The 16,353-nt window shown below is 64.3% G+C and carries 16 protein-coding genes; 2 read left to right on the top strand and 14 right to left on the bottom strand.

What is annotated here, in order from left to right; genetic code table 11:
• Window positions 1-3: 3 nt before the first annotated feature.
• Window positions 4-1,401 (top strand): amino acid permease, encoded by a 1,398-nt coding sequence (locus tag WFM45_RS11445; RefSeq protein WP_021505795.1) that lies wholly within the window; start codon window positions 4-6, stop codon window positions 1,399-1,401.
• 37 nt (window positions 1,402-1,438) lie between these two features.
• On the opposite strand, the gene paaY is transcribed toward WFM45_RS11445, so the two are convergent.
• The 13 genes from paaY to paaA form a co-directional block, all read right to left on the bottom strand.
• A complete protein-coding gene (gene paaY, locus WFM45_RS11440; RefSeq protein ID WP_021505794.1) occupies window positions 1,439-2,035 on the bottom strand; it encodes a phenylacetic acid degradation protein PaaY in 597 nt (198 codons plus the stop codon).
• Window positions 2,036-2,047: 12 nt separating this feature from the next.
• Window positions 2,048-2,986, bottom strand: a complete 939-nt coding sequence (gene paaX, locus WFM45_RS11435; protein WP_033632684.1) for a phenylacetic acid degradation operon negative regulatory protein PaaX — start codon at window positions 2,984-2,986, stop codon at window positions 2,048-2,050.
• A gap of 78 nt (window positions 2,987-3,064) precedes the next feature.
• On the bottom strand, window positions 3,065-4,372 hold the full coding sequence (gene paaK, locus WFM45_RS11430; protein WP_015378357.1) for a phenylacetate--CoA ligase PaaK: 1,308 nt from the start codon (window positions 4,370-4,372) through the stop codon (window positions 3,065-3,067).
• Window positions 4,373-4,387: 15 nt separating this feature from the next.
• Window positions 4,388-5,593, bottom strand: a complete 1,206-nt coding sequence (gene pcaF / locus WFM45_RS11425; RefSeq protein WP_336955612.1) for a 3-oxoadipyl-CoA thiolase — start codon at window positions 5,591-5,593, stop codon at window positions 4,388-4,390.
• On the bottom strand, window positions 5,590-6,030 hold the full coding sequence (gene paaI, locus WFM45_RS11420; RefSeq protein ID WP_015378355.1) for a hydroxyphenylacetyl-CoA thioesterase PaaI: 441 nt from the start codon (window positions 6,028-6,030) through the stop codon (window positions 5,590-5,592). Before paaI ends, pcaF begins: the two co-directional genes overlap by 4 nt.
• Window positions 6,027-7,559, bottom strand: coding sequence for a 3-hydroxyacyl-CoA dehydrogenase (locus WFM45_RS11415; RefSeq protein WP_260952733.1), 1,533 nt, complete (start codon window positions 7,557-7,559; stop codon window positions 6,027-6,029). Before WFM45_RS11415 ends, paaI begins: the two co-directional genes overlap by 4 nt.
• Before the next feature lie 2 nt (window positions 7,560-7,561).
• Window positions 7,562-8,353, bottom strand: coding sequence for a 2-(1,2-epoxy-1,2-dihydrophenyl)acetyl-CoA isomerase PaaG (paaG, locus tag WFM45_RS11410; RefSeq protein WP_336955607.1), 792 nt, complete (start codon window positions 8,351-8,353; stop codon window positions 7,562-7,564).
• 3 nt (window positions 8,354-8,356) lie between these two features.
• A complete protein-coding gene (gene paaF / locus WFM45_RS11405; RefSeq protein ID WP_336955604.1) occupies window positions 8,357-9,130 on the bottom strand; it encodes a 2,3-dehydroadipyl-CoA hydratase PaaF in 774 nt (257 codons plus the stop codon).
• Window positions 9,131-9,138: 8 nt separating this feature from the next.
• Window positions 9,139-10,197 (bottom strand): 1,2-phenylacetyl-CoA epoxidase subunit PaaE, encoded by a 1,059-nt coding sequence (gene paaE / locus WFM45_RS11400; RefSeq protein ID WP_015378351.1) that lies wholly within the window; start codon window positions 10,195-10,197, stop codon window positions 9,139-9,141.
• A 13-nt stretch (window positions 10,198-10,210) separates the two neighbouring features.
• Complete coding sequence (paaD, locus tag WFM45_RS11395) at window positions 10,211-10,708, bottom strand: 1,2-phenylacetyl-CoA epoxidase subunit PaaD (RefSeq protein WP_015378350.1); 498 nt, start codon at window positions 10,706-10,708, stop codon at window positions 10,211-10,213.
• A 9-nt stretch (window positions 10,709-10,717) separates the two neighbouring features.
• Entirely contained in the window at window positions 10,718-11,476 is a 759-nt protein-coding gene (paaC, locus tag WFM45_RS11390) for a 1,2-phenylacetyl-CoA epoxidase subunit PaaC (protein ID WP_033632688.1), read from the bottom strand.
• 8 nt (window positions 11,477-11,484) lie between these two features.
• The gene (gene paaB, locus WFM45_RS11385; RefSeq protein WP_004935173.1) at window positions 11,485-11,772 is read right to left on the bottom strand and encodes a 1,2-phenylacetyl-CoA epoxidase subunit PaaB; all 288 of its coding nucleotides are present in this window, start codon (window positions 11,770-11,772) and stop codon (window positions 11,485-11,487) included.
• 21 nt (window positions 11,773-11,793) lie between these two features.
• Window positions 11,794-12,732 (bottom strand): 1,2-phenylacetyl-CoA epoxidase subunit PaaA, encoded by a 939-nt coding sequence (gene paaA / locus WFM45_RS11380; RefSeq protein WP_015378348.1) that lies wholly within the window; start codon window positions 12,730-12,732, stop codon window positions 11,794-11,796.
• A 317-nt stretch (window positions 12,733-13,049) separates the two neighbouring features.
• On the opposite strand from paaA, the gene paaZ reads away from it, so the two are divergent.
• Entirely contained in the window at window positions 13,050-15,116 is a 2,067-nt protein-coding gene (gene paaZ, locus WFM45_RS11375) for a phenylacetic acid degradation bifunctional protein PaaZ (RefSeq protein ID WP_085336719.1), read from the top strand.
• Window positions 15,117-15,159: 43 nt separating this feature from the next.
• Here the strand turns inward: paaZ and WFM45_RS11370 are convergent, their stop codons facing one another.
• The gene (locus WFM45_RS11370; RefSeq protein WP_048324083.1) at window positions 15,160-16,053 is read right to left on the bottom strand and encodes a Kdo hydroxylase family protein; all 894 of its coding nucleotides are present in this window, start codon (window positions 16,051-16,053) and stop codon (window positions 15,160-15,162) included.
• Window positions 16,054-16,353: the final 300 nt, after the last annotated feature.

The following is a 16,353-nucleotide window of genomic DNA, read 5'->3' as shown; positions in this document are numbered from 1 at the left end:
GCCATGCCACAGATGAATGATTTTGAGCATATCGCCCGCCGCCAGGGCGGGTTGAACAAGCATCTTACCGCCGGGCAGATGTCGATGCTGGCGATCGGCGGCGCCATCGGCACCGGGCTGTTTCTCGGCAGCGCCTACGCCATTCAGATGGCGGGGCCGTCGGTATTGCTGAGCTACCTGATCGGCGGCGTCATTGCGCTGCTGCTGATGGGCAGCCTGGCGGAAATGACCTCCGAACACCCGACGCCTGGTTCGTTCGGCGACTACGCCGAATTCTATCTCGGCCCGCTGTTCGGTTTTCTGGTGCGTTATTCTTACTGGTCCTGCGTGGTGTTGGCGGTGGGCACCGAAGTCACCGCCATCGGCATGTACATGCAGTTCTGGTTCCCGGCGACGCCGACCTGGCCGTGGGTGCTGCTGTTCTCGGCGGCGGTGATCGTCGTCAACGTGATCGGCGTGAAGTCGTTCGGCCAGGTGGAATACGCGCTGTCCACCGTCAAAGTGACGGCGATCGTGGCGTTTATTTTGATCGGCATCGGCATTTTGGCATTCTCGGGCAACCCGGCCTACGGCCTGCGCAACCTGACCGCCGGCGGCTTCATGCCGTTTGGCGTCAAGGGCATGTGGTTTGCGGTGATCGTGTCCATCTTCAGCTACCTGAGCATTGAAATGATCGCGGTGGCCGCCGGCGAGGCAAAGAATCCGGTGATTGCGGTGAAGGCGGCGTTCAAGGGCACCATCGTGCGGCTGTTCATCTTCTACATGCTGTCGATCGCCCTGATGCTGGCCATCGTGCCCTGGCGCCAGTCCGGCACCGGCGAAAGCCCGTTCCTGATGGCGATGAACGTGATCCATTTGCCCGCCGCCGCCGGTATTTTCAACTTTATCGTGCTGGTGGCGGCGTTGTCGGCGATGAACAGCCAGCTGTATATCACCACCCGCATGATGTTCTCGCTGTCGCGCGCCGGGCAGGCGCCGGCGGCGTTGGGGCGCGTCAGCCGACGCGGCATTCCGGTCAATGCGCTGGCGATGTCATGCATCGGCATCGTGGTGTCTATCGTGCTGAGCCTGGTGGCGCCGGAAACGTCGTTTGCCGCCATGATGTCTATTTCGGTGTATGGCGCCTGCTTTACCTGGCTGATGATTTTTGTCACCCACCTGTTTTTCCGCCGCCGGCATCGGCAGACTCACCTGAAGTTCCGCATGTGGGGGTTCCCCTATACCACCTTGCTGGGCGCCGGGCTGATGACGGCGCTGATGATCTCGACCGCGTTTACCGAATTTTTCCGCATGACGTTGTGGTTCGGTATTCCGTTCACTCTGCTGCTGGTGGTAGCTTATCACTTCCAGAGCCGCCGCGCGGCTGCGCCGTCGCCGCTCAAGGCGCCGGAAGTGGAGTAATGCGGGGAGGGGCTGAGGCGCGCCTCAGCCCTGGGGATTAAAGCTGGCTTTTCGGGATCAGGTGATCGCCGAAGCTCAGGCGTTGGCGGCCCGGTTCGATTTCGGTCAGCGGCGCCACTTCGTGCAGCGAGGATTTGCAGCGCTGCACCAGATCCTGATACTCGCGGGTGCCGGCAATCTTCCAGGCCAGCTCTTGTTCGGTCAGATCGCGCAGCACGCGCGCCGGGCTGCCCACCACCAGCTTGTTGGCTTCGATCACCGCCGCGGCTTTGACGAACGCCATCGCGCCGACGATGGTGTTCTCGCCGATCTCCGCGCCGTCCATCACCACCGCGTTCATGCCCACCATCGCGTTGCGGCGAATGCGGCAGCCGTGCAGGATGGCGCCGTGGCCGATATGGCCGTCTTCTTCCACCACCGTGTCCTGCTGCGGGAAGCCGTGCATCACGCAGTTGTCCTGAATGTTGGCGCCGTCGCAAATCACCAGGCGGCCAAAATCGCCGCGCAGGCTGGCGTTCGGGCCGATATACACGTGTTTGCCGACGATCACGTCACCGATCAGCACCGCCGTCGGGTGCACGTAACTGCTGGGGTCAACGACCGGCGTCAGGCCGTCAATCTGATACACAGGCATAGCGTGAGCTCCTTAATATGTAGGGTCGCGCGGCAGGCCGCCGAAGCGCCGATAGTAACCGGCGGCCGGCGCGGGCAGGGCGCCGATGGTGGTCTCCGCCAGCGCGCTGACGTAGTCCGTCGCGGCGCGATCGACCTGCTGGTAGAGATTGATGCACAGGTTGCGGGCGATTTGGCCCTCCCACTGCGCGGGCAGCAGCGCATCCGGCAGCAGCGGATCTTTCAACACCACGCGACGGAAGAAGTGAATCAATAATAGCTTAATCTGGAAACAGCGCAGCGGCGTCAGCGCCGCCGGGTCGACTTCGCGCAACAGCGTCATCAGTGGCCGGAAGGAGACGATAAACTCGTGATAGCCGGCCGCCACGTCGCTGAGCGACCAGCAGTCGGCCACCAGTTTCTGCAGGGTTTGCTCGGAGCGGTTGTAGGGGTAATCGGCGCGAAAGTAGATCACCTGTTCGCTGGCGTTGAGTTCGCCGAGCAGCGCCGTCACGTCGGTCTGCGCATGGGTGGGGGCGGCCATCAGGTTGTTGGCGATCTGCCCGAACCCGAGCCAGCCCAGCTCTTTTTTCAGCCGCGCGCGCGCGTTTTTTTCGGCGCATTCCAGCAGCAGCAGCTCCCACTTGCCGTCCCAGGCGGGCTGCTCGCGCAGATAGATCTTCGATTCGGCGTGGCGGAACTGGCGCATCCCCTGCTCGGTCACGCGGTAGAAGCTGCGGCGGCCGATTTTCTCCACCGCCAGCCAACCTTCTTTTTGCAGGCGGAACACCGAGGTGCGCACGAAACGATCGCCGAAGCCGAAGGCCTCCAGCAGCGCGCTCAGGCTGCCGAGCCACACTTCGCCGCCGCGGTGGCTGAGCGCGTCGCCGTACAGCGAAATGATCAGCGAGGTGCCGCTGATCGGCTGCGCGTCGACGGCGTGGCGAATGAACTCATCCAGTTTATGTTCCATATTTTTCCATGGGTTAGCCTTCGATGAGCCACAACATTAACATAATTTGGGGCGGCGTCATCCGTGACGCCGTGCGCCTCAGCGTGGCCGCAGATCGACCACGCGCTGCGCCTTGCCTTCCGAGCGCGGGATATCGCCGCAGTTGGCGATGCTGACGTCGGTGCTGACGCCCACGATCGATTTGATGTGGTGGCGCAGCTGGTGGCAGATGTCGCAACGCTGCTGGTGGCTGAGGCTGAGCGCCGATTCTTTCAGCTCGACGCGCACCGCCAGCGTGTCCAGGTGCCCGCTGCGGCTGACCTGCAGCTGATAGTGCGGCGACAGCTGCTCGAACTGCATGATCTGCTCTTCCACCTGCGACGGGAAGACGTTGACGCCGCGGATGATCAGCATGTCGTCGGAGCGGCCGGTGATCTTGCCCATGCGGCGCATCTGGCGCGCGTCCCCCGGCAGCAGCCGGGTGAGATCGCGAGTGCGGTAGCGGATCACCGGCAGCGCCTCTTTGGTCAGGGTGGTAAACACCAGTTCGCCGTGCTCGCCGTCCGGCAGGGCGACGCCGGTCTCCGGGCAGATGATCTCCGGCAGGAAGTGGTCTTCCCAGATGGTGGGGCCGCCGCCGCTTTCCAGACACTCCATCGCCACGCCCGGCCCCATCACTTCCGACAGGCCATAAATATCCAGCGCCTTGATGCCCATGCGGGATTCGATTTCGTGGCGCAGGGCTTCGGTCCAGGGTTCGGCGCCGAACACGCCGAGCCGCAGCGAACAGCCGCGCGCGTCGCCGCCCATCTTGCGCTCCAGTTCGTCGATCAGCGTCAGGCAATAGGACGGCGTCACCATGATGATGTCGGGTTTGAAGTCGAGGATCAGCTGCGCCTGGCGTTCCGTCTGCCCGCCGGACATCGGGATCACCGTCGCGCCGAGCCGCTCCGCGCCGTAGTGCGCCCCCAGGCCGCCGGTGAACAGGCCGTAGCCGTAGGCGACGTGCACCTTGTCTTTGGCGGTGGCGCCGCCGGCACGCAGGCAGCGGGCGACGATATCGGCCCAGTTATCGATGTCGCGCTGGGTGTAGCCCACCACCGTCGGGCGGCCGGTGGTGCCCGAGGAGGCGTGGATGCGCACCACCTGCTCCATCGGCACCGCGAAGGTGTCGAACGGGTAGTTGTCGCGCAGATCCTGCTTGGTGGTGTAGGGGAAGCGCGCCAGATCGCTCAGCTGCTTAAGATCGTCGGGGTGTACGCCCGCCTGATCGAACTTGCGCTTGTACATCGGCACATTGTTGTAGGCGTGGTGCAGCGTCCACTTCAAACGCGCCAACTGCAACGCTTCAATCTCATCGCGCGAGGCGAATTCGATCGTTTCGAGGGGCTGTGGATTTATTGTCATGGTTAGCCTCAGGGGTCAGACACGCTCAATGATCATGGCGATGCCTTGGCCCACGCCGATGCACATGGTGCAAAGCGCGTAGCGGCCGGCTCGCCGTTCCAGTTCAAACAGGGCGGCCAGCGCCAGGCGCGCGCCGCTCATGCCCAGTGGGTGCCCCAGAGCGATCGCGCCGCCGTTGGGGTTAACCTGCGGGGCATCGTCCGGCAGGCCAAGCTGGCGCATCACCGCCAACGCCTGGGCGGCGAACGCTTCGTTCAGTTCGATGACGTCCATCTGCGCCAGGCTCAGCCCGGCGATCTCCAGCACCTTGCGGGTGGCCGGCAGCGGGCCGATGCCCATCAGCCGCGGCTCCACGCCGCAGGTGGCGGTGGCAACGATGCGCGCGCGCGGCGTCAGCCCCTGGCGCACCGCCATCGCTTCGGAGGCGACGATCAGCGCCGCCGCGCCGTCGTTCAGGCCCGAGGCGTTGCCGGCGGTGACGCTGCCGGGCTGACGGAACGGGGTTTTCAGCGCCTGCAGCTGCTCGAAGGTGGTGTCGGCGCGCGGGTGTTCATCCTGGCTGAACAGGGTGACCGCGCCTTTTTTACCGGTGAGGCTGACCGGGGCTATCTCCTGCGCCAGGTGGCCCAGCGCCTGCGCCCGGGCGGCGCGCTGCTGGCTGCGCAGCGCAAAGGCGTCCTGATCGGCGCGGCTGATATTGAACTGCGCCGCGACGTTTTCGGCGGTCTCCGGCATCGAATCGGTGCCGAACTCGGCCTGCATGCGCGGGTTGACGAAGCGCCAGCCGAGGGTGGTGTCGTACAGCTGCGCCTGGCGGCTGAAGGCGCTGTCGGCCTTGCCCATCACCAGCGGCGCGCGGGTCATCGACTCCGCGCCGCCGGCCAGCAGCAGCCCGGCGTCGCCGGCTTTGATGCTGCGCGCCGCCATCGCCAACGCATCCAGGCCCGAACCGCACAGGCGGTTCACCGTGGTGCCGGAAACGCCGACCGGCAATCCGGCCAGCAGCAGCGCCATGCGCGCCAGATTGCGGTTGTCTTCCCCGGCCTGGTTGGCGCAGCCGAGGATCACGTCGTCCAGCTGTGCCCAATCCACCTGCGGATGGCGCTCCAGCAGCACGCGCAGCGGCAGGGCGGCGAGGTCGTCAGCGCGCATCTGCGCCAGCGCGCCGCCGTAGCGGCCGATCGGGGTGCGCACGCCGTCGCAGATAAATGCCTGATTCATGCCTGATCTCCTAAAATGCTGTGGCCAAGGCGGTGCGCGCGGCCGCGAAACCAGGCGACGGTTTTGCCCTGTTGATTGACGATTTCGACGTCATACAGCCCGGTGGCTTTGCCCTGATGGCGCATCTGCGCGCTGGCGGTGAGGCGATCGCCGGCCAGCGCCGGGCGGACGAAGTCGATGCTGCAGCCGGAGGCCACCGCCGCCAACCCCTGGCTGTTGCAGGCGTAGGCGAAGGCGGTGTCCGCCAGGCTGAACAGTTGGCCGCCGTGGCAGGTTTGGTGGCCGTTGAGCATCTGCGGGCCGACGGTCATGCTGACCTGCGCGTACCCGGCGTCGACGGCGTCGATGTGCATCCCCATCGCCTGAGCGCAGGTATCTTGCTGGAACATCTGTTCGGCGCAGCGCTGAGCCAGCGCGCGCGGCGTATTGGCGTTCATCGTTCGGCTCCTGGGAAAGAGGCGGGGGAAGCGTAGCGGCGCAGCAGCGGCATCGGGCGATAGCGCGCTTCGCCGTAATAGCGTTGCAGGTTTTCCAGCGTCGTCAGAATGTGACGCCAGCCGAGTGCGGCGCCCCAGGCCAGCGGGCCGCGCGGATAGTTGACGCCGCGCAGCATCGCCAGATCGGTATCTTCGGCGCCGGCGACGCCTTTGTTCACCACGTCGAGCGCTTCGTTGGCCAGCATGGCCAGGGTGCGCATCGTCAGCAGGCCGGGATAATCCGGCAGTTGAATGACCTGCTTGCCGAGGGACTGCAGCAGGCGAATCGCGTTGGCATTGTGTTGCGCGCCGTTTTGCGCCGCGCAGCTGATGGCGATGGCGGAGGCATGCGCATAGTCGGCACAGAGATCGAACAGCACCACAGGCGTTCCACGTTCGTCGGCCAGTTGGCCGGCGGTTTTACCATTGGTTAACATCAGTGTAACGTCGTCGATCGTGAGGTACGGGCTGGTCTGGCCAGGTTGTTTGATCGCCCCCGCATTTTCGATCAACAGTTCCGCTAAATCGGCCAGCGAAGACCAGTCGCCGTGCAGCGTGACGCGTTGCGGCGGCGCGGCCTGCGCCGGCGGCGCAAAGGCGATCATCCCTGCGGCGGGGCGTTGCGCGTCGTAGCGGTAGAAGCCGCGGCCGGATTTGCGGCCGAGATGTCCGGCGGCCACCAACTCCTGCTGCACCAGAGAGGGGGTGAAGCGCGGATCCTGGTAGAAGGCCTGATACACCGAGTCGGTCACGGCGTAATTGACGTCCTGGCCGATCAGATCGGTCAACTGCAGCGGGCCCATGGCGAAGCCGCCGGCATCGCGCATGACTGCATCCAGGGTGGCGGCGTCGGCCACCCGTTCCTCCAGCGCGCGCAGGGTTTCGGCGTAGAACGGCCGCGCCACGCGGTTGACGATGAATCCCGGCGTTGAACGGCACACGACGCTTTGCTTACCCCAGCGCTGCGCCAGGGCCTGCAGCGCCGCGAGGGTCTCTGCCCCGGTCTCCAGACCGCTGACGATCTCCACCAGCTTCATCAGTGGCGCCGGGTTGAAGAAGTGCAGCCCGGCCATGCGCGCCGGGTGTTGCAAGGCGCCGGCGATGGCGGTGATCGACAGCGAGGAGGTATTGCTGGCGAACAGCGCCGTGGGCGAGCAGACCGCTTCCAGATCGCGGAACAGGCTCTGCTTAATCGCCAGATTTTCCGCCACCGCTTCAATCACCAGCGTGCAGTCGGCCAGTTGCTCGAGCGAGTCGGCGCGTTCGAGGCGCGCCAGCAGCGCCTCGGTGGCGTTGGCGTCGGCCTTGCCGCCGTCGACCCGCTGCCGCAGGCGGCGAGCGAGTTCGTCTATCGCGCGCTGGGCAGCGGCGGGCGCGATGTCGAACAGCCGTACCGGGTGGCCGGCGGCGGCGGCCACCTGGGCGATGCCGATGCCCATGGTGCCGGCGCCGATCACCGCCACCTGGCCGTTAAGAAGGGGCGCGTTCATGGCTATTTCCCGCTGAAGTTTGGCGTGCGTTTGGCGAAGAACGCGCTGACGCCTTCGCGGTAGTCGTCGCTGCGGCCGCCCAATCGCTGCAGATCGCGCTCCAGATCGAGCTGCTGATCGAGGCTGTTGGTGGCCGAGCTGTAGATGGCTTTCTTGATAAGACCCAGACCGTAAGTCGGCTGGGTGGCCAGATGGCGCGCCAGCGTTTGCGTGCGGTCGGCCAACTCCTCCGCCGATACCACCTGCCAGATCATGCCCCACTCCAGCGCCTGCTGGGCGCTGATTTTGTCACCCAGCAAGGCCATGCCCATGGCGCGGGCGTGGCCGGCCAGCCGCGGCAGGAACCAGCTGCCGCCGGAATCAGGGACTAGCCCCAAACGGCAGAACGACTGAATAAAGCTGGCGTTGTCGGCGGCGATGACGATATCGCACGCCAGGGCCAGCGCGGCGCCGGCGCCGGCCGCCACGCCGTTGACCGCGGATACCACCGGTTTCGGCAGGGCGGTCAGGCGGCGGATCAGGGGGTTGTAGAAACGTTCGACCGACAGGCCGAGATCCGGCGCCTGTTGATCGGCGCTGACGTTGCGATCGTTGAGATCCTGCCCGGCGCAGAAACCGCGCCCGGCGCCGGCGATCAGCAGGCAGCGCACGCTGTCGTCGCGCTCGGCCTGCGTCAGCGCTTCGCCCAGCTGGCGATGCATCTCGTCATTAAAGCTGTTGAGCCGATCCGGCCGGTTGAGGGTCAGCGTCAACACGCCGGCGTCGAGATGGCTGAGAATCAATGCGTTATCCATAAATCAGCGCCCCTGATAGTTTGGCGTACGTTTTTCGAAAAAGGCGGCGATGCCTTCGCGGCGATCGTCGGTGGCGGCCAGGGTGACGAACTGCTGACGCTCCATCGCCAGCCCCTGGCTAAGGCCGATTTCCTCGGCCTGTTTCAGCGCCTGTTTGGCGGCGCGCAGCGCCAGCGGCGCCTGACGGCTGATGCGATCGGCAATCTGCTGCGTGCGTTCCAGCGTCAGGGCATCGACACACACTTCGCTGATAAGGCCGGCCTGCAGCGCGATGCGGGCGTCGATGGCTTCGCCGGTCAGCACCATCTGGCTGGCGCGCGATTTGCCGACGCAGCGGATCAGGCGTTGAGTGCCTCCGGCGCCCGGCATCAGACCAAGGGTGATCTCCGGCAGGCCGAAGCGGGCGCTTTCACCGCCGATGACGATGTCGCAGGCCAGCGCCAGCTCGCAGCCGGCGCCCAGGGCATAACCGTTCACCGCCGCCAGCAGCGGCTTGCTGAACTGCGACAGCCGCTGCCACAGCTGCGGACGGCGATCCGCCAGCGCGGCCGGCAGATCCTGCCGTTGCAGCTCGTGCAGATCGGCCCCGGCGGCAAAGAAACGCGCCGCGCCGGCGATCACCACGGCACCCACGCCGCTGTCGGCATCGGCCTGATCCAGCAGAAACACCAGCTGCTCCAGGCAAGGGGTGCTCAGGGCATTGCGCGCCTCCGGGCGGTACAGCGTCAGCGTGACCACGCGGTGCTGCTGCTGGCGCAAAATAAAGGGGGTATCCATCGCGGCTCCTAGACGTCGAAGTCCAATACCACGCCGTCGCCTTTCGGCCACGACTGGCAGCTCAATACATAGCCCGCCGCCAACTGATCCGGCTCCAGGCTGTAGTTGACGCCCATCTCCACCTGGCCGGCCTTCAGACGGCATTTGCAGGTGGCGCATACGCCGCCTTTGCAGGCGTAGGGCAGGTCGGCGCCCTGGCGCAGCGCGGCATCGAGAATGCTGTCGTCCTGTTCGCCGACCTCGATATCCAACCGGCGGCCGTCGAGCAGGATCGCCACCCGGGTGGCATTGCGATCGCCGCTGTGGCGCGGGCGGGCGACCAGGCCGCTGGTGTTGAAACGTTCGCTGTGGATGTGATTGGCCGGTACGCCGGCCTGTTCCAGCACGGTCTGCGCGTCGTCCATCATCGATTCCGGCCCGCAGATGAAGGCGTGGTCATAGTCGCGGAAATCCAGCAGCGCGCCGCCGATCGCCGCCAGGCGTTCGCGGTCGATGCGGCCGCTGAGCAGCGGGCTGTCGAGACTCTCCTGGCTGAACAGGTACAGCGGCTGAAAACGCTGCGGATAGCGGTTTTTCAGATCCGACAGCGCCTCTTTGAACATCATTGAACGGCTGTTGCGGTTGCCGTAGATCAGGGTGAAGCTGCTGCCCGGCTCAAGCTGCAGCGTCGCCTTGATGATCGACAGCATCGGCGTGATGCCGGAGCCGGCGGCGATCGCCAGATAGTTGCCGCGGCGCTCCGCCTGCGGCTGATAGCCGAAGCGCCCCTGCGGCACCATCACTTCCAGCGCATCGCCGACTTTCAGCATGCGGTTGACGAAGCCGGAGAAACGGCCCTGATCAATCGCTTTCACGCCGATCTGCAGCAGGCCTTCCTGCGGCGAACTGCAGATGGAATAGCAACGCCGCAGCTCTTCGCCGTTGACTAGCGCCTTGAGCGTCAGGTGCTGGCCGGGGGTGTAGCGGTATTGGTTTTGCAGCTCTTCGGGCACCCGCAGGGTGATGGCTACGGCGTCCGGCGTTTCGCGCTCGATGGCGGCGACGTTCAGGCGATGAAAGACCGTCATGGTGTCAGCGCTCCTATATGCATTTGAAATAATCGAACGGTTCCCGGCAGTCGCAGCAGCGGTACAGCGCTTTACAGGCGGTGGAGCCGAACTCGCTGATCTTCTCGCTGTGGGTGCTGCCGCAGCGCGGGCAGGCTACCGGGCCGTGGGCATGCGGCCGATCGCAGGTGTGGCCCTGCGGCGGCGCTACGCCGTATTGCCGCAGCCGTTCGCGGGCGTCGGCGTTCATCCAGTCGGTGGTCCAGGCCGGGCTGAGGCGAATGTCCACCTGCACCGGGCTGAAGCCGGCGGCCGTCAGCCGCTGCTCGATGGCGTTGAGCAGAAATTCGGTGGCCGGGCAGCCGGAGTAGGTGGGGGTGAAGGTCACGCGCCAGCCGTTGCCGTCGCGCGCCACGTCGCGCACCATGCCCAAATCGGTGATCGACAGCACCGGCAGCTCGGGATCGCTGATCTGTTGCAGACAGTGCCAAATCTGCGGGATTTCAGCGGGTTGCAAACGAGTGACGTTCATCGCGGCCTCCTACCATTGGCCGTTTGGATAGGCGCGTTGCAGGAACTGCATCTCCGCCAGCAGCGGGCCGAGGTGTTCACTGTGTCGGCCTTGTTTGCCGCCGTGCCGGAACGCCTGCTCGGCGGGCAGCGTCAATGTCGCCTGGCGCAGCGTCTCTTCCACCTGCGCTTGCCAGGGAGCCTGCAGCTCGCGCGGATCGACGGCGATGCCCTGTTCCGCAAGCTCAAGCTCCAGCGCGTCGGCGTGGAACAGCTCGGCGGTGAAGCGCCACAGGTTATCCAGCGACTGCTGGATCTTGCGGTGGCTGATGTCGTTGCCGTCACCGAGGCGGATCATCCAGCCGCGGCTGAAGCGCAGGTGGTAATCGGCCTCCTTCAACGACTTGGCGGCGATGGCGGCGATCTGCGCATCGCCGCTGCGGCTCAACGCCTGGTGCAGCTGCACGTGGTAGACGTCGAGCAGGAACTGGCGCACCAACGTGTCGTTGAAACCGCCGTTCGGCTGTTCCGCCAGCAGCAGGTTATGAAACTGGCGTTCGTCGCGTCCGAAGGCCAGGCTGTCTTCGCTGCAGGGCGGCCCGGCCAGTTCGGCGGCGTAGCCCAGGAAGTGGCGCGCCTGGCCGAGCAGATCGAGCCCGATGTTGGCCAACGCCAGATCGATCTCCAGCTCGGGCGCGTGGCCGCACCAGGCGCACAGGCGCTGGGCGAGGATCAGAGGCGTGTCGCCCTGGCGAAGCAAATAGCTGATGCGCGGATCGTTAACCGTCATGGTCGCCTCTACATGTTCTTGATGCCGTCGGGAATGGTGTAAAACGTCGGATGACGGTAGATCTTGTCTTCGGACGGATCGAAGAACGCGCCGCGATCTTCCGGCTGCGAGGCGATCAGATGGCGCGATTGCACCACCCAAATCGAGCAGCCTTCATTACGGCGCGTGTAGGCGTCGCGGGCGTTTTCCAGCGCCATTTGGTCGTCGGCGGCGTGCAGGCTGCCAACGTGGCGATGCGCCAGCCCTTGTTTGCTGCGGATAAACACTTCATACAGCGGCCATTCAACGTGGCTCATGATCTCGGTTCCTTATGTTGGCTATGCGGCGGAAGCGGCGTTTTTCGCGGCGTGGGCCATGGCGCCGTCACGCACCCAGGCGCCGTCTTCCCAGGCGCGGCGTTTGGCCTGCAGGCGTTCGTGGTTGCATTGGCCACGCCCTTTGATCACCTCATGCAGCTCGCTCCAGTCGATCTCGCCGAAGCGATAGTGGCCGGCAGCGGCATCCCAGTGCAGATCCGGATCCGGCGCCGTCATGCCCAGCGCTTCCAGCTGCGGTACGGTGTTGTCGACGAACTTCTGCCGCAGCTCATCGTTGCTGTGGCGTTTGATTTTCCACGCCATGCTCTGGGCGCTGTGGGGGGAGTCGGCGTCGCTCGGGCCGAACATCATCAGCACCGGCCACCAGAAGCGATCGATGGCGTCCTGCAGCATGGCGCGCTGCGTGTCGCTGCCGTTGGCCATCGCCATTACCGCCTCGTAGCCCTGGCGCTGGTGGAAGCTCTCCTCTTTGCAGATCTTCACCATCGCCCGCGCATAGGGGCCGTAGGACGCGCGGCACAGCGCCACCTGGTTGACGATGGCGGCGCCGTCGACCAGCCAGCCGATCACGCCGATATCCGCCCAGTTGAGCGTGGGGTAATTGAAGATAGAGGAGTATTTCATCTTGCCGTCGAGCATCTTTTGGTAGATGTCCTGGCGCGAACAGCCGAGGGTCTCGGCGGCGCTGTAGAGGTACAGACCGTGGCCGGCCTCATCCTGCACTTTGGCCAGCAGCACCGCCTTGCGGCGCAGCGTGGGGGCACGCGTCAGCCAGTTGGCTTCCGGCAGCATGCCGATGACTTCCGAGTGGGCGTGTTGGCCGATCTGCCGAATCAGGTTCTGACGATAGGCGTCCGGCATCCAGTCTTTAGCCTCAATGGCGATATCCGCCGCGATCTTGTCGTCGAAATGCTGCTGATACTGTGCGTCAGTTGTCATGCTTGCCTCTTGGTGATTCGTATTTTTCACATTAAATATAAAAATGTGAATCACTTTAACTAACCATAAGGCTACAAACTGATAACAAAAAGATCAAACGAGATTTATGTGGTTTTGCGAGCGCACTCACAAGTGTTTTTGTTAATTTTATGATTCTAATTGATAAATTTAAGAGGTGACTCCGTATTAATGCCAGAGGGAACGGCTTGAAAGCGCTTCTTGTTCTCTTTTTGTTAAAATTGAGTTTGGCGTTGACTGGCATTTATGTGATACGTAATTAAGCTGTATGGTGAAAATTTATGAATTCCGGAGGGCACATGCAGCAGTTACACAGTTATCTTTCTGGCGCCTGGGTGTACGGGCAGGGAGAGGCGCGCGAGATCCGTCACGCCGTAACCGGCGAAGCGCTGTACCAGGTTTGCTCCGACGGCCTGCCGTTAGCGGCGAGCCTGAGCTATGCCCGCAGCCACGGCGGCCCGGCGCTGGCGCACATGACGTTCCAGCAGCGCGCCCAGATGCTGAAAGCGGTGGCGAAACACCTGCTGGCGCATAAAGAGACGCTGTATCAGATTTCCTATCAAACCGGGGCGACGCGCAGCGACGGCTGGGTCGATATCGAAGGCGGCATCGCCACGCTGTTCGCCTATGCCGGCATGGCCGGCCGCGATCTGCCGGACGATACGCTGTGGCCGGAAGATGAGCTGATCCCGCTGTCGAAGCAGGCGCAGTTCGCCGCCCGCCACGTATTGACCTCGCGCCCCGGCGTGGCGCTGCATATCAACGCCTTCAACTTCCCTTGCTGGGGCATGCTGGAAAAACTGGCGCCGACCTGGCTGGCGGGCATGCCGGCCATCATCAAACCGGCCACCGCCACCGCGCAGCTGACGCAGGCGATGGTCAGGCTGATCGTCGACAGCGGGCTGGTGCCGGAAGGCGCGCTGCAGTTGGTATGCGGCGGCGTCGGCGACATGTTTGCGCACCTGGATTATCAGGATGCGGTAACGTTCACCGGTTCGGCGCAGACCGGGCAGCGGCTGCGGGCGCATCCGCGCCTGTTGGAGAAATCGATCGCGTTCACCATGGAGGCGGATTCGCTCAACTGCTGCGTGCTGGCGGAAGACGTGACGCCGGAGATGCCGGAGTTTGCGCTGTTTATCAAAGAAGTGTGCCGTGAAATGACCGCCAAGGCGGGGCAGAAGTGCACCGCGATCCGCCGCATCATCGTGCCGGCGGCGCAGGTGGCGGCGGTGCGTCAGGCCTTGTTGCAGCGTCTGGCGGGGGTGACGGTGGGCGACCCGCAGTTGGAGCAGGTGCGCATGGGGGCGCTGGTCAGCCACGAGCAGCGTGATGATGTGCAAAGCAAGGTGGAGTTCCTGCTGCGCAACGGCTGCGAACCGCTGTGCGGCGCGTCGTTGGATAAGCTGGAAGTGATGGGCGACAGCGCGCGCGGCGGGGCGTTTTATCCGCCGACCCTGCTGTATTGCGCCGATCCGTTCACCCATCAGGCGGTACACGGCACTGAGGCCTTCGGCCCGGTGGCGACGCTGATGCCGTATGCGGATACCGAGCAGGCGATCGCGTTGGCGTTGCTGGGGCAGGGCAGCCTGGCGGGATCGCTGGTGACCGCCGATCCGGCGGTGGCCAAGCGCTTCATTCGCGCGGCGGCGTGCGCCCATGGCCGCATGTTGATTTTGGATGAACAGGCGGCGGCGGAATCCACCGGCCACGGTTCGCCGCTGCCGATGCTGGTGCACGGCGGCCCGGGGCGCGCCGGCGGCGGTGAAGAGCTGGGTGGACTGCGCGCGGTGAAGCACTATATGCAGCGCACGGCGATCCAGGGCAGCCCGGCGATGCTGGCGGCCATCGGCGGCGAATGGGTGCGCGGCGCGCCGGTCGCCGAACATCCGGTGCACCCGTTCCGGAAATACTTCGAGCAGCTGCAGCTGGGCGACAGCCTGTTGACCGCGCGCCGTACCGTGACTGAAGCGGATATCGTCAACTTCGCCTGCCTGAGCGGCGACCACTTTTACGCGCACATGGACAAGATCGGCGCTGCCGATTCGCTGTTCGGCGAGCGGGTGGCGCACGGTTACTTTGTGGTGTCCGCTGCGGCCGGGCTGTTTGTCGACGCCGCCGTCGGGCCGGTGATCGCCAACTATGGCATGGAGAATCTGCGCTTTATCGAACCAGTGAAGATCGGCGACACCATTCAGGTGCGGCTGACTTGCAAAAAGAAAATCCGCAAGCCGCAAAAAACCGCCGAAGATCGGCCGCACGGCGTGGTGGTGTGGGATGTTCAGGTGTTGAATCAGGAACAGCAACCGGTGGCGCTGTACAGCATTCTGACGCTGGTGGCGCGCCAGCAAGGGGACTTCGAGGCATAATGCGCGTTTCGCCGCCGCCGGCATCCCGGCGGCGGCGAGCCATTCAGATCAGCGGCTGCCCGCGCAGCTGTTCCAGCACTTTCAGCGGCGAACGCTGCGGATCCTGCATCTTGTTCACCGGCAACAGGAAGGTCTGTTCCAGCATAAACTGGCCGCCCATTGCGGCGTGCGGCGTTTGATCCGAGAAGCAAATCCAGCTGCTGCCCGGTGGGAATTCCAGCGCCAGCTGCGGACCCCGTTGCTGATAATCGCCGTCGGCCTTCATGGCGTCATGCAACTGCAGCATCAGGTGGTCATAATGGCTGCGGCGGGTCTTGGTGATGCGCACCTGATGCTGCAGCCAACTGCTGAGGGCGGAGTAGCGTGCGAGGCGCGGCATAAAGCGTGCCGCCAGCTCAGGGAACGGCTCGCCGACGCGCCATTGGCGATGCTCGCCGTGCGGGTTGATGTTGGTGAAAATGCGCAGAATGCGTTCGCCGTAGTTCGGGCGCGACGGGAAAGCGTCAACGTGCAGGCGGCTGTCGTCTTTGCGCCAGGAACTGGTCGCCCGCCAGGCGGAAACCGGGTGCAAACGCAGGCTGCCGGTCGGGTGGTGCAGCGCCTCCTGATACTCGGGCAGCAGCCCGGCGATCAGCTGGCGGCAAGATTGATAATAGCGCTCCAGCAGTTGCTGAACCTGTTGACGGCGTTCCGCGACGGCGACGCCGCTCAGTTTGCCGGACAGCGGTTGATAGCTGATGTTTTTGCGCTTCGGATCGACCAGCGTTGGATCCAGCAGCGGCATTTCCTGTTCAGACAGGGTGAAGGCCAGTTCGGGCAGAAACAGTACCTTGCCCTGTTCCAGTTCGCTGACCGCGCTGGATGCTTCCGCTGCCGCCCATTGTCGCAACGGCAGCGTCAGGACGGCCTGTTCACGCATAATATCGCCAGTAGGCATGAGATCTCCTCGCAAATCTATATCGCTTTATTCCCGTCTTTCAGGTTGCCGCGTGATTGGCTGCACTGGCTTGCGCAGTGGCTGGCTGGAGCGGCGTCAGCAGGCCGCTCAATTGCAACGTGAAATTTGTGGGTTCTATTATGGATGTATCAGCAGGGCGCAGTGCGCCGAAGCGTGCGATGGCTTCCTGATATAGAGAATAGTCCTGATAAGGATATCACCGGCAATACCAATGAAAAGTAAACGAGGGCTAAACGGGGCTGCGCGTAGGCACGAATAATCAAAAATGGCACGAATTGT

It is taken from the genome of Serratia sp. KG1D, assembly GCF_037150675.1.
Lineage (GTDB): Bacteria > Pseudomonadota > Gammaproteobacteria > Enterobacterales > Enterobacteriaceae > Serratia > Serratia nematodiphila.
This window is presented reverse-complemented; position numbering and strand designations above follow the sequence as displayed.

Bases quoted from the DNA above. Each gene is read 5' to 3' on its own strand.
- WFM45_RS11445 (WP_021505795.1), top strand. From the start codon at position 4: ATGCCACAGATGAATGATTTTGAGCATATCGCCCGCCGCCAGGGCGGG.
- paaY (WP_021505794.1), bottom strand. From the start codon at position 2,035: ATGCCTGTGTATCAGATTGACGGCCTGACGCCGGTCGTTGACCCCAGC.
- paaX (WP_033632684.1), bottom strand. From the start codon at position 2,986: ATGGAACATAAACTGGATGAGTTCATTCGCCACGCCGTCGACGCGCAG.
- paaK (WP_015378357.1), bottom strand. From the start codon at position 4,372: ATGACAATAAATCCACAGCCCCTCGAAACGATCGAATTCGCCTCGCGC.
- pcaF (WP_336955612.1), bottom strand. From the start codon at position 5,593: ATGAATCAGGCATTTATCTGCGACGGCGTGCGCACCCCGATCGGCCGC.
- paaI (WP_015378355.1), bottom strand. From the start codon at position 6,030: ATGAACGCCAATACGCCGCGCGCGCTGGCTCAGCGCTGCGCCGAACAG.
- WFM45_RS11415 (WP_260952733.1), bottom strand. From the start codon at position 7,559: ATGAACGCGCCCCTTCTTAACGGCCAGGTGGCGGTGATCGGCGCCGGC.
- paaG (WP_336955607.1), bottom strand. From the start codon at position 8,353: ATGGATAACGCATTGATTCTCAGCCATCTCGACGCCGGCGTGTTGACG.
- paaF (WP_336955604.1), bottom strand. From the start codon at position 9,130: ATGGATACCCCCTTTATTTTGCGCCAGCAGCAGCACCGCGTGGTCACG.
- paaE (WP_015378351.1), bottom strand. From the start codon at position 10,197: ATGACGGTCTTTCATCGCCTGAACGTCGCCGCCATCGAGCGCGAAACG.
- paaD (WP_015378350.1), bottom strand. From the start codon at position 10,708: ATGAACGTCACTCGTTTGCAACCCGCTGAAATCCCGCAGATTTGGCAC.
- paaC (WP_033632688.1), bottom strand. From the start codon at position 11,476: ATGACGGTTAACGATCCGCGCATCAGCTATTTGCTTCGCCAGGGCGAC.
- paaB (WP_004935173.1), bottom strand. From the start codon at position 11,772: ATGAGCCACGTTGAATGGCCGCTGTATGAAGTGTTTATCCGCAGCAAA.
- paaA (WP_015378348.1), bottom strand. From the start codon at position 12,732: ATGACAACTGACGCACAGTATCAGCAGCATTTCGACGACAAGATCGCG.
- paaZ (WP_085336719.1), top strand. From the start codon at position 13,050: ATGCAGCAGTTACACAGTTATCTTTCTGGCGCCTGGGTGTACGGGCAG.
- WFM45_RS11370 (WP_048324083.1), bottom strand. From the start codon at position 16,053: ATGCCTACTGGCGATATTATGCGTGAACAGGCCGTCCTGACGCTGCCG.